This window comes from uncultured Serinicoccus sp. (assembly GCF_947500995.1).
In the GTDB taxonomy this organism is placed as follows: domain Bacteria; phylum Actinomycetota; class Actinomycetes; order Actinomycetales; family Dermatophilaceae; genus Ornithinicoccus.
Map to the genome: position 1 here is coordinate 240435 of NZ_CANMUA010000001.1, position 11956 is coordinate 252390.

The window sequence follows — 11956 nt, forward strand, 5'->3', positions numbered from 1 at the left end:
GCCCAGGCATGCCGGCGTGCTCAGGTGCGGCGCTGGCAGTTGCCGCACCAGAAGAGGTTGCGGCCGGCGACGACCTTGTGCCGCACGACCGAGCCGCAGCGCAGGCAGGGCAGCCCGGTGCGCTGGTAGACCGCGAACTCGCGCGGCACCGCAGGCTCCTCCCCCCGGGCCAGGGCGGCCTCGGTGTCCTCCAGCACGTCGTCGAGCGTGATGATGGTGCCCGTGCGCACCCCGAACGGCATGAGCCGCACGAGGTCGTCCCAGATGAGCTGCCACGACGCCCGCTTGAGGGTCTTCCCTGGTCGCAGCGGGTGCAGCCGGTGCCGCCACAGCACCTCGCACCGGTAGATGTTGCCGACCCCCGCGAGGACCGTCTGGTCCATGAGCAGCTCGGCCACGGTCTTGCCCGAGCGCGTGATGGTGCGGTATGCCGCGTCCGGGTCGTTGAGGTCGCTCACCGGCTGCAGCGGGTCGGGTCCCTGGCGCAGGACCAGCCGGTCGACCTCCGCCTCGTCCACGACCTGGCAGGCCATGGGCCCGCGCAGGTCGGCGACGTGCGCGTCGGAGAGCAGCCGCAGCCGCACCTGGCCGGTCGCCGGGGGCTCGTGGCCGGCCGGGTCGACGGGCAGCACGAACCACTTGCCGATGAGCCCGAGGTGCACGTAGAGCGTCCGCCCACCGGCGAAGTCGACGAAGAGCAGCTTGCCGTGCGCCCAGGAGCGCTCCAGCACGGACCCGTCGAGCCGGGCGGCCCCCTCGGCGAAGCGTCCCTGGGGACTGCTCACGGCGGGCACGGTGCCGCCGAAGGCGTCGTCGAGCGAGCGCGCCAGGCGGTGCAGCGTGTGACCCTCGGGCATGGGCTGATGCTCTCAGGTGCCCCGGGAGGCACGACACCCAGCCCGGTCAGGCGTCGGTGCGGAGCACCTCGCCCGTGACCGCGTCCACCCAGACGTCGACGTCGTCCCCGGGGTCGGGGCCCAGGTCCACCGACACCTCGTAGGCCAGGTCGCGCTCCTCCTCGAGGGCGGCGTCGTCCAGGACGCCGCCGACCTCGTCGAGCGCGGTGGTGACGGCCTCCTCGAGGGACACCTGCGCCGCGTCCATGGCCGCCAGGTCCTCGGCGTCGAGGTCGTCCTCCTCCACCCGGGTCACCGCACCGCCGGCGTCGACCTCCACCGTCACCGACCGGTCGTCGACCCGCAGGTCGACCTCCCAGGTGCCGTCGTCGTCGCCGTCGATCTCGTATGCCGTCCCGCCGGTCTCCCGCTGGGCCGCCTCGACCGCCGCGAGGGCGGCCGCGGTGACGCCGTCGTCGCCGCCCGCGTCCTGGGTCTGCGCGCCGGTGTCGGCGGCGTCGCCCGCACCGGTGTCGTCGGTGGCGTCGGTGCCCTCGGTGCCGCCGTCGCCGGTGTCGTCACCGCGGGTCGCGGCCGAGGTGCCAGTCGACGCCGCGGTGGCCTCGATGCCGTCGGCGGGGCCGTCCGCGCCGCCGCACGCGGAGAGGGTGAGCGCCAGGGCAAGCGCCAGGGCGGTCGTGGGCCTGAGGGCTGGGGGGAGGTTCATGAGGACCAGCCTGGACACCTCGGATGAGAGCGACTCTCATGAGAGTCCTCTCACGGTCAGCCGGTGTTGCGCAGCCCGGCGGCCACCCCGTTGACCGTAACCAGCAGCGCCCGCTGCAGCTCGTCCACCTCCTCGTCGGAGGCCGGGTCGCTACTGCCCCCCTCCTCGGCCGCCGGACGCTCGCGGAGCCGGCGCAGCAGCTCGACCTGCAGGTAGGAGATGGGGTCGAGGTAGTTGTCCCGCACGGCCAGGGTGCGCTTGAGCACCGGCTGGTCGTCGAGGAGGTGCTCCTCCCCCGTGAGCCGCTTCAGCTCGCTCACCGTCAGCTCGAACTCGGCCCGGATGGTGTCGAAGACGTGCTGCAGCGAATCCGGCACGAGGGTGTGCACGTAGTGCGCGGCGATGTCGAGGTCGGTCTTGGCCACCGTCATCTCCACGTTGGACAGGACCGAGCGGAAGAAGTGCCAGTGGTCCAGCATCTCGGTGAGCTCGGCCTCGTGGCCGGCCTCCCGCGCGGCCCGCAGCCCCGACCCGACCCCGAACCACCCCGGGATGATCTGCCGCGTCTGCGTCCAGCCGAAGACCCACGGGATGGCCCGCAGCCCGTCCAGCCCCTTGCCGGTGTCCGGCCGCTTGCTGGGCCGCGACCCGATGTTGAGCGCGCCGAGCTGGTCGACGGGCGTCGCCGCCACGAAGTAGGCCGGGAGGTCTTCGTCGTCGATGAGCCGTCGGTATGCGGCGAAGGCGGCGTCGCTGGCGACGTCCATCACCGCGCCGTAGCGGGTCCGCTCCTCGGCGGTCGTGCGCGGGTCGCGGTGCAGCGCGGAGGCGCGCAGCACGGCGGCCAGCGACAGCTCGAGGTTCTCCTGCGCCAGGGCGGGCAGGGAGTACTTGTCGGAGATGACCTCGCCCTGCTCGGTGAACTTGATCTCCCCCTCGAGCACGCCGTTGGGCTGGGCGAGGATCGCGTCGTAGGTCGGCCCGCCGCCCCGCCCGACCGACCCGCCCCGGCCGTGGAAGAGCCGCAGCCGCACCCCGTGCCGGGCGGCGACGTCGCGCAGTGCGCGCTGCGCCTGGTGGATGCCCCACTGGCTGGTGAGCACGCCGGCCTGCTTGTTGGAGTCGGAGTAGCCGAGCATGACCTCCTGCACGTCCCCGCGCAGGCGCACCAGCTCCCGGTATGCCGGGGTGGACAGCATCGCGTCGACGAGCCCGGCCGCGCCGCGCAGCTCGTCGATGGTCTCCAGCAGCGGCGCGAACCCGATGCGCGCGAAGGCACCCTCCCCGCCGGTGTCGCCGTGCAGGTCGACCAGCCCGGCCTCCCGGGCCAGCACCGCGGCGGCGAGCACGTCGTCCGGCCCCTGGGTCATCGAGATGATGTAGGTCTCCACCACGTCCGGGCCGTAGGTCGCGAGCGCCTCACGGATCTCGTCGAAGACCGCCAGCGTCTGCTCCCGCGGGGCGGCGCGGGTGAGCAGGGGCCGGCGCGAGCCCAGCTCCTCCCCGAGCAGGGCGAGCCGGTCCTCACGCCCGAGCGCGGCATACCCTCCCTCACCGGTGGCTCCGGCGGCGTCGAGCATCGGCGCCAGGGCCTCGTGGTGCTTCTCCGAGTGCTCCCGCACGTCGAGGGTGGCCAGGTGCAGGCCGGTGGAGGCGATGGTCCGGGTCGCGTGCGCGAGCCGGCCGTCGGCGACGAGGTCACCCCCGTGGCGGCGCAGCGAGTCGGCGACCACCCGCAGGTCGGCGAGGATCTCCCCGACCTCGGCGTAGTCCCGTCCGTCCTCGTGCACGGTCCCCGCCTCGAACCGGCGCCGGGTGTTGAGCAGCTTGGCCCGCACGCAGGTGAGCTTGAGCCGGTAGGGCTCCTGGGCGTTGAGCTCCAGCACCCGCTTGTCCAGGCCCGGCAGGTGCGCGAGGTCCTCGCGGACCGACGCCATGAGCTCCTCCTCCACGTCGACCACCACGGTCGAGGAGGACAGCTGGGAGATGAGCAGGTCGACCAGGGCCAGCGCCACCTTGACGGCGTGGGTCCCCTGCAGCCGGAGCACCTCGCGGGTCACGGCGGGGGTGACGTAGGGGTTGCCGTCGCGGTCGCCGCCGATCCAGCTCCCGAACCGGACCGGGGTGCGCCCGGCGGGCAGGCGCACGTCGTGCTCGGCCAGGAGGTCGGCGAGGTTCCCGAGCAGGGCGGGCATCGTGGTGGTGAGCACCTCGTCGAGGTAGTACATCGCGTTGCGCGCCTCGTCCAGGGGCGTGGGACGGTTCTGCCGCAGCTCGTCGGTCTGCCAGATGAGGTCGACGAGCTCGCCGAGGTCGCGGTCCTGGCGACGGCGGGCCTGGGTGTCCGGCTCGGTCGTCGTCGCGAGCAGGTCCGACAGGTGGCGGATCTTGGTGAGCACGCTGCGCCGGGACGCCTCGGTCGGGTGGGCGGTGAACACCGGGCGCACGTCGAGCTCGGCGACGCTGTCCTCGAGCAGCCGCGGCCCGCCGGCGTCGACGACGTCGCGCACGGCGGAGGTGAGCCAGCCCTCCCCCTCCGGGCGGGCGGCGTGGGTGCGGACCCGGTGGACCTGCTCGGCGGCGTTCGCGAGGTGGAAGTATGCCGAGAACGCCCGCACCAGCTCGGTCGCCTGGTCCAGGGGCAGCTCGGCGAGGACCTGGCGGACCTGCGCGGCGGCCTCCTCGTCACCCTCCTTGCTGGCCTTGGTGGCCAGGCGTACCCGCTCGACCGCGTCCAGCAGGTCCTGCCCGTGGTGCCGGACGAGGGACTGGCCCAGGAGGGTCGAGACGCGCCGCACGTCGGCACGCAGCTCGGGGCTGATCGGGTCGGTGGAGGTCGGCTCGCTCACGGGGTCGACCCTACGGCAACCGCGGCGGACCCTCCGCACCGATCCCGGGCTCGTCGACGTCCTCGCGCAGGGCCAGCTCGAACCAGTCGCACCCGTGCCACCGGCCGAACTTGCGGCCCACCCGGGTGAAGGCCCCCACCCGGCGGAAGCCGAGGGAGCGGTGCAACGCGGCGCTGGCCGGGTTGGGCGGGGTCGTGCCGGCCACCGCCGTGCCGTAGCCGAGCTCGCGCAGCCGGTCGAGCAGGGCGGCGTAGAGCGGGCGCCCGAGCCCCTGCCCCGCGGCCTCCTGCGCGAGGTAGATGCTCGTCTCGGCGGTGCGCGCGTAGGCGCTGCGGGCGCGGAAGCCGCCGGCGTAGGCATACCCCAGGACGACGCCGTCGCGCTCGGTGACCAGCCAGGCGTGGGCGCGCTGCGCGGCGGCGATGCGGCGGGCGAGCTCCTCGGCCCCCGGCGGCTCGGTCTCGAAGGTGACGGAGGTGCCCGTGACGTAGGGCGCGTAGATCGCCGCGCACCGCCCGGCGTCCTCGGGGCGGGCGTCCCGGATCACGGCTGCACCTCGCGCAGGGTGTCCCAGATCTGGCGCACCGCCGGCGCGGCGGTGTCCGACCCGATGCCACCCTCCTCGACGACGACGAGCACGACGTACTCGGGCTCGTCCGCGGGACCGTAGGAGGCGAACCACGAGGTCGCCTGGCGGCCGAAGGACTCCGCCGACCCGGTCTTGCCGGCCAGGGGGTAGTCGGCGCTGGGCCAGCCGGCGAACGCCGCCGCCCCGGTCCCCTCCGTCACGACGCCTTCCAGCCCGTCCCGCACGATCCGCCACGTCTCCTCGTCCAGCGAGACCCGGCCCTGGTCCGGTGCCTCGATCTGCTCCACCACGCTGCCGTCGGGGCGGACCAGCGCGTCGGCCACCTGCGGCGTGACCAGCCGCCCCCCGTTGGCGACGGCGGCGTAGACCACGGCCATCTGCAGCGGGGTCGTCGCGACGTCGCCCTGGCCGATGGAGAAGTTCACCGCGTCGCCGGGTCGCCAGCGGGCGCCGTCGACGCAGTTCTCCTGGGCCAGCTGCTCCAGGAACTCGCGCCGCTCCGTCTCGGCCACCTCCGGGTAGCCCTCCTCGGCGCGGCGGCAGACGTCCTCCCGGGTGCTCTCCCAGTAGTCCTGCTTCCACCGCCGCGAGGGCAGGGTGCCGGCCTCCTCGCCCGGCACGTCCACCCCGGTGCGCTGCCCGAGGCCGAAGCCCCGCGCCACCGCGAGGAAGCGGTCGCTCGCGTCGGCGTCGTCCACGCCCGCGTCCTGCAGCTCGCGCCACTGGTCGTAGGCCCAGCGGTAGAAGGTCGTGTCGCAGGAGACCTCGAGGATGCGGCGCAACCCGATCTCGCCGTAGGCCTCGGACTCGTAGTTGGTGAACCGTTGACCGGCGATGGAGACCGCGCCGGGGCAGGAGTACTCCCCCTCGGGGTCGATGCCGGTCTGCAGCGCCGCCGGGAGGGTGACGACCTTGAAGGTCGAGGCCGGTGGGTAGGTCTCCCCGACCACCCGGTTGACCAGGGGGGCGCCGCGGTCGACGTCGAGCAGCCGGGCGTACTCCCCGGCGCTCACGCCGCGGCTCCAGACCCCCGGGTCGTAGGTGGGGAAGCTCGCGGCGGCGAGCACGGCACCGGTGTCGGGGCGCAGGACGACGGCGGCACCGCTGGTCGCCGGGGCGCCCGCACGGCGCGCGGCCCGCACGGCCTCCACCAGGGCCTGCTCGGTGACCGCCTGGACCCGGACGTCGAGGTGGGTGAGCAGGTCGGCCCCCTGGACCGGGTCGGTGCTCCCGAGCGTGCCGGTGACCACCCCGCGCGGGTCGACGGTGAGGGTGGTGCGCCCGGGCGTGCCGCGCAGTCCCTCGTCGTAGACGGCCTCCAGCCCGGCGCGGCCCAGCCACGCCTGGGCGTCGAGCCCGTCCTCGGAGGCCTCGACCTCCTCGAGCGTCGGACGACCCAGGTAGCCCACGAGGTGCGCCGCGTTGACGCCCTCCGGGGCGGGGTAGTCGCGGACCGGGATGCTCTCGACCTCGATGCCGGGGTAGTCCTCGGGTCGCTCCAGCAGGGCCAGGGCGTCCACCGGGTCGACGTCGTAGACCAGCGGGACCGGGAGGTAGGGGGAGCCCGAGAAGCAGAACGGCACCGGCGGCGCACCCTCGGTGCCGCACAGGCGGGTGCGTCCCCACAGCTCCTCCTCCGGGCGGCGCAGGGCCTCGGACACCGAGGCCACGAGGTCGGCGCCCCCGTCGTCGGACTCCAGCAGCACCTGGGGGTCGACCGTCACGACGGAGCTCGCGGCGTTGGCGACGACCGGCGTGCCGTCGGCGGCCAGCACCCGGCCCCGCAGGGCCGGCGTGAGGATCTCCCGCGTGCTCACCTCGGCCGCCTGCACCGCGAGCTCCTCGTGCTGGCCGAGCTGCATCTGCCCGAGCCGTCCGGCCAGCAGCCCGCCGAGGGCGAGCACGGCCACGAGCACGACCCACAGGGCTCCCGTGGAGCGACGGCGCCGGACCCGGCGGGGGGTCAGGGCCGGCCGGGGGACGCGGGTGGCCGCCCGGCCACGGCGGGGGGCGGGGTGGGTGGTCATGCCCACCCCCGCTGCGTCATCCAGCGCTCCAGCCGCATGACGACCGGCAGCACGAGGACGGCCACCAGCATCGTCACGGCCAGGGTCCAGGCCAGCTCGGCCGGCAGGGCCCGCCCGACGCCCGCGGCCGCCGCCACGCCCCGGACGCCCAGCACCAGCGCCGCCGCCAGACCGGTCGCCACCCAGGGGAGCACCGGGGACAGGACGAGCTGGCGGCGGACCGCCCCCAGCCCCAGACCGACGGCGGCGTAGACGAGGGCGCCCGCGCCCAGCGGAGCCGCCCCGGGGGGCACCACGTCGACGAGCCAGCCCCCCGCCAGCCCGACCAGGAGACCGACCGGGGGTGGGTGCAGCAGCGCCACGCCCGCCACGACGAGCAGGACCAGGTCCGGCCGGGCCAGGCCGGCAGGCCAGGCGCTGGGCAGCAGGACCGCGGCCAGCAGGAGCACCCCGCGCACGAGCGGGCCCAGCAGGCGGATCATCCGTCCTCCCTCAGGACGACCGCGACGAGGTCGAGGGTGTCGGTGTCCACGAAGGGCTCCACGACGGCCGTGCGCCCGAGCTGGCCGCGGTCCGGGTCGACGGAGACGACGGTCCCCAGGGGTATGCCGGCGGCGTAGGGGACGTCGTCCGGGCTGCCCAGCGTGCTCACCCGGTCGCCGACCTCGACCTGGGTGTCGCCCAGCGCGGTGAGCGTGAGCTGGCCGTGCCCGCGCGCCGGGAGGCCGGGCACCGGGTCCGCCTGGACGTCGCCGAGCGCCCCGTCCTGCCCGAAGCGCACGCCCACGACGACCTGCGGGTCCCCGAGCAGCAGGACGTCGGCGCTGGTCGGGGCCACCCGCAGCACGCGGCCGGCGAGCCCCTCGACGGCGACGACGGTCTGGTCGGGCAGGACGCCGTCCTCGCTGCCCACGTCGACGGTGACCGTCCGCCCACCCACCGGCGTGCTGCCGGACGCGACGGCGACCACCCGCGCCGGGAGCAGGGTCCGGTCCACCACGGCGGCGGTGCTGGAGCGGGCCAGCTCCTCCAGCTCGGTGGCGTCCCTCGCCCGGGCCCGCAACCGGTCCACCTCGGCGGCCAGCGCGTTGCGCTCCTCCGTGAGCTCGGCGACCCGGCCGTCGTCCCAGCCGGCGAGCACCCGCTGCGCGGGGGCCAGCGCGGCGGCCACGGCGGAGCGTGCGGGGGCGGCGAGACCGGGCCGGGCCAGGTCGACCACGAGCACCGCCGCGGTGAGGGCGACGAGCAGGAGCGCGAGGACGGTGGTGCGCGAGGGCATACCGGTCACCCCTGGGACGCGGGCTGGCGGGTCAGGACCTGGCGCAGGGCCTTCATGTCGTCGACGCAGATGCCCGCCCCCCGGATGACGGCGTGCTGGGGGTCCTCGGCCAGCCGGACGGGCACCCCGAGCTCGTGCCGCAGGCGCTCGGTCCACCCGCGCAGGAGGGCACCGCCCCCGGTGAGCGTCACCCCCGTGTCGAGCAGATCGCCGGAGAGCTCGGGCGGGCAGACGTCCAGGACGGCACGGACCGCCTCGACCACCTGCGCCGTCACCGGTTCGATCATCCGGCGCACCTCCTCGCTGCCCAGCTCGATCGTGCGGGGCAGCCCCGAGCCGAGGTCGCGGCCGCGGACCCGGGTGGTGCGCTCGGTCGCCAGGGGCCAGACCGCACCCACCTGGTGCTTGATGTGCTCCGCGGACCGCTCCCCGAGCAGCAGGTCGTACGCCTCGCGCACACCCTGGGCGACGGCCTCGTCCACCTCGTCGCCGCCGACGCGCAGGCTTCGGGCGTTGACGACCCCGCCCAGGCTGATGACGGCGACGTCCGTGGTCCCCCCGCCCAGGTCGACGACCATGGTGGCGGCCGCGCTGTCGACCGGCAGCCCGGCCCCGATGGCCGCCGCCATCGCCTCCTCGACGACGAGGACCCGCCGCGCACCGCACCGCATGGCGGCGTCCTCCAGCGCCCGCCGCTCGACCGCGGTGACACCGCTGGGCACGCAGACCACGGTGCGCGGGCGGACCAGCCGGGTCGGCCGCACCCGCTCGACGAAGTGGCGCAGCAGCTGCTCGGCCACCTCGGAGTCGGTGATGACCCCGTCCGAGAGCGGCCGCAGGGTCAGCACCCGCTCGGGAGTGCGCCCCAGCATCTCGTGGGCCCGGGCCCCGGCCGCCACCAGCCGGCCGGTCGCCGTGTCGAGGGCCACCAGCGTCGGCTCGTCGAGGACGACGCCCCGGCCCTGGACGTGCACCTGCGTCGTGGCCGTGCCCAGGTCGATCGCGAGGTCGCGTCCGAGCAGGGTGGACCCTCGGGGGACGCGCGCAGTGCTCACCCCGGCATGGTACGCAGCGTCACGGACCGACCGGGGTGGCGCTCCAGGGGGCTCCCCACGCCACGAAGGCCCCCGCGAGCGGGTGGGCCCGGGTGGCCGCGCTGCTCAGCGCCTCGTCGGCGGGCAGCCCCCGGGCGAGCAGCTCGTGGTAGCGCGGCAGGTGGTCCGCCGCCACCTCGTCGGGGATCCGGCAGGGTGCCGCCACGACGCTCTCCACCCCCAGCCAGAGCAGGCCGGCCGCCAGACCGAGCGCCGCCGAACCGCCGCGGTGGCGCGACCGGCCCGAGTCGCAGGCCGAGAGCACGACGTGGGACGCGCGCCGCGGCTGGCGCTCCAGGTCGGCCAGGAAGTAGGGGCCGTCGGCCAGCCACAGCGAGGAGAACATCGGGCTGTCGTCCCGGTGCCGGCCGTGCGCGGCGACGTGGACGAGGTCGTGCCGCCCGAGCGCCGCCGCGAGCTCCGCGGCAGAGGTCTCGTGGTGCGCCCGGCCCTGCGGCCAGACCGCCGCCACGCGGTCCACCTCGTGCGTGGCGCGACCCAGCTCCGGGCCGGCGAGGGCGGCCACCGTCGGCGCGGTCACCTCGGTGCCGCCCCTGGCCCAGGCGCTGACGCTCGGGGCGACCGGGGTCGGCTGGTCGCGGCGGCTGGGCAGCAGGCCCCACGGCACCGAGGCCAGCGCCGGGACGGGCACGACGAGGACCCTTCCCTCCAGCCGCAGGGGGCGCAGCACCCGCTCGTCCAGGGCCCGCGCGGATCGCTCCAGCGAGCGCTGCAGGGTCTGCTCCATCGGCCCGCCGCAGGCCCGGGCCCCGGTCTCGAGGTCGGCCGCCAGCACGCGTGCCTCCTCCAGGGCCGGCGCCAGTGGTCCGAGGTCGACCGTGCGCAGGCGACGGGCGGTGCCGGCCACCGCGAGGAGCCGGTCCTGCGCCTCGACGAGGCACACCAGCGAGGTCTCCCGCTCGGCCAGGCACCCGAGGGACCGGGCGAGGTCCTCCCGGGTGACCATCCCGCGGGGTCCGCCCTGGCCCGGCGCGGACCAGGAGAGGGCCGCGACGGAGCGCTCCAGCTCCCGCAGCCGGCCGCGCATCCGGTGGGCCCGGTCCAGGTCCTCGCGCACCTGGTGCCGCAGGTGGCGCAGCACCGTCGTGCGTCGGGCCAGCTCGGGGTCGGCCGGCGGGAGGACGGCGGGCGACCTGCTCGCGGCCTCGCGCCAGCGCTCCACCGCGAGCAGCGTCTCGCGGGGGGCGTCCGGCGCGACGGCCAGGTCGAGCCGGGCGAGGTCCTGCGCGTGCAGGTGGGTGGCGGCCCGCAGCTCCAGGCTCGAGCTGCCGGCCAGCGTCTCGGTGAGGTCGGCCAGGGCGGCCCGCAGGTGGCGGCGCGCCGTGGGGGCGTCCTCGGCGTCCCGGGCCGCCGCGGCCAGCACGCCCCGGGCCCGCAGCCGGGTGCTGAGCGACCCGACGTGGGTGAGGTCGGCGGTGGCGCGCAGCAGCCGCACCGCCTCGACCGTCCGCCCGCGGTCGACCTCGGTCTCCGCGACGACGAGCCGCGCCAGGTCCGCGGCGACCCGGTCGCCGTCGGCGTCGAAGGCCTCGACCAACGCCCGTCCGCGCCGCGCGACGTCCCCGAGGCGGTCACCGCGCCGTCGGCGGGCGTCGAGCAGCACCAGCTCCGCGCGGCGTCGCAGACCGGGGGCCCGGTGCTGCAGGAGCCGCCTGGCCCGGGCCGCCACCTCGGCCGCCTCCCCGTGCCTCCCCTCGACGAGCTCGGCCAGGGCGAGGTCGCCCTGGATCTCCCCGGCGACGAGACGCTGCCCCGTGCTCTCGGCCTCCGTGGCGGCGCGCAGGAGCAGGTCGCGGGCCTCGTCGACGAGGCCGGAGTCGAGCAAGGTCCGGGACCGCCCGTGGAGGGCCACGGCCCGCGACGCCCCCTGGCCGAGCCGCTCGATGTCGCGGTACAGCCGCAGGGCCCGGGGCAGGTCGCCGGACAGGGCGACCGTCTGCGCCAGGTTGTGCCGGGCCATGAACTCCTGCACCGGCAGGTCGTGCTCACGGGCGATGCGCGCGGCCTCGGCGAAGTCCGCCTCGGCGCTCGAGGGGTCCGGACCGTCGCTCCGGACCGCCCCCCGCGAGAGCAGCAGCTCGAAGCGGTCGGCCGGACCCAGCTGGTCGATGCTGGTCAGGGCCCGTTCCAGGTGCTCCAGCGCGGTGCCCGTCTGCCCGGTGCGACCGTGGATCATCGCCAGCTGCAGGCGGCACTTCGCGACGAGGACCACCCGGACCTCGGGCTCGAGGCCCTCGGCCAGCTCGAGCGCGCGACCGGCCGCCTCCAGGGCGCTCCCCGCACCGTGCCGCTGCACCAGCGAGGTGCTCAACGACAGCAGCAGCCGCACCTCGGCCTCGGAGGCCGCGGCGTCCCCCGAGACCACCGACTCCACGCCCTCCACCCGCGCGGGCCGCTGCTCGTGGAGCATCCGCAGGGCGCGGCGCAGCATCCTCTCCCCTTCCGCCGGCCGGCCCTCGACGTTCGCCGACCGGCCCTGGACGAAGAGCGACCCGACCGAGGCCGGGGCGGCCGTTGCTCGGGGCATCCCTGCC

Annotated in this window: 9 protein-coding genes; all 9 read right to left on the reverse strand. The window is 76.0% G+C overall.

The features are described 5' to 3' along the window. Positions 1-20: 20 nt before the first annotated feature. Genes Q0967_RS01005 through Q0967_RS01045 form a run of 9 tightly spaced genes read right to left on the reverse strand, consistent with a single transcriptional unit; the run spans position 21 to position 11949 of the window. Entirely contained in the window at positions 21-857 is an 837-nt protein-coding gene (locus tag Q0967_RS01005) for an Fpg/Nei family DNA glycosylase (RefSeq protein WP_298747520.1), read from the reverse strand. A gap of 46 nt (positions 858-903) precedes the next feature. After that, the gene (locus Q0967_RS01010) at positions 904-1563 is read right to left on the reverse strand and encodes a PepSY domain-containing protein (protein ID WP_298747518.1); all 660 of its coding nucleotides are present in this window, start codon (positions 1561-1563) and stop codon (positions 904-906) included. Positions 1564-1619: 56 nt separating this feature from the next. After that, positions 1620-4412 (reverse strand): phosphoenolpyruvate carboxylase, encoded by a 2793-nt coding sequence (ppc, locus tag Q0967_RS01015; protein ID WP_299448836.1) that lies wholly within the window; start codon positions 4410-4412, stop codon positions 1620-1622. Positions 4413-4422: 10 nt separating this feature from the next. Further along, positions 4423-4959, reverse strand: a complete 537-nt coding sequence (locus Q0967_RS01020) for a GNAT family N-acetyltransferase (RefSeq protein WP_298747512.1) — start codon at positions 4957-4959, stop codon at positions 4423-4425. Further along, positions 4956-7028, reverse strand: a complete 2073-nt coding sequence (mrdA, locus tag Q0967_RS01025) for a penicillin-binding protein 2 (protein WP_298747509.1) — start codon at positions 7026-7028, stop codon at positions 4956-4958. The genes Q0967_RS01020 and mrdA overlap by 4 nt, the downstream gene beginning before the upstream one ends. Beyond that, positions 7025-7510, reverse strand: a complete 486-nt coding sequence (gene mreD, locus Q0967_RS01030) for a rod shape-determining protein MreD (RefSeq protein ID WP_298747504.1) — start codon at positions 7508-7510, stop codon at positions 7025-7027. Before mreD ends, mrdA begins: the two co-directional genes overlap by 4 nt. Beyond that, a complete protein-coding gene (gene mreC, locus Q0967_RS01035; protein WP_298747499.1) occupies positions 7507-8307 on the reverse strand; it encodes a rod shape-determining protein MreC in 801 nt (266 codons plus the stop codon). Before mreC ends, mreD begins: the two co-directional genes overlap by 4 nt. A gap of 5 nt (positions 8308-8312) precedes the next feature. Further along, positions 8313-9362, reverse strand: coding sequence for a rod shape-determining protein (locus Q0967_RS01040; protein WP_298747496.1), 1050 nt, complete (start codon positions 9360-9362; stop codon positions 8313-8315). A gap of 19 nt (positions 9363-9381) precedes the next feature. Beyond that, positions 9382-11949: a CHAT domain-containing protein gene (locus Q0967_RS01045; protein ID WP_298747492.1), complete on the reverse strand. Its 2568-nt coding sequence runs from the start codon at positions 11947-11949 to the stop codon at positions 9382-9384. Positions 11950-11956: the final 7 nt, after the last annotated feature.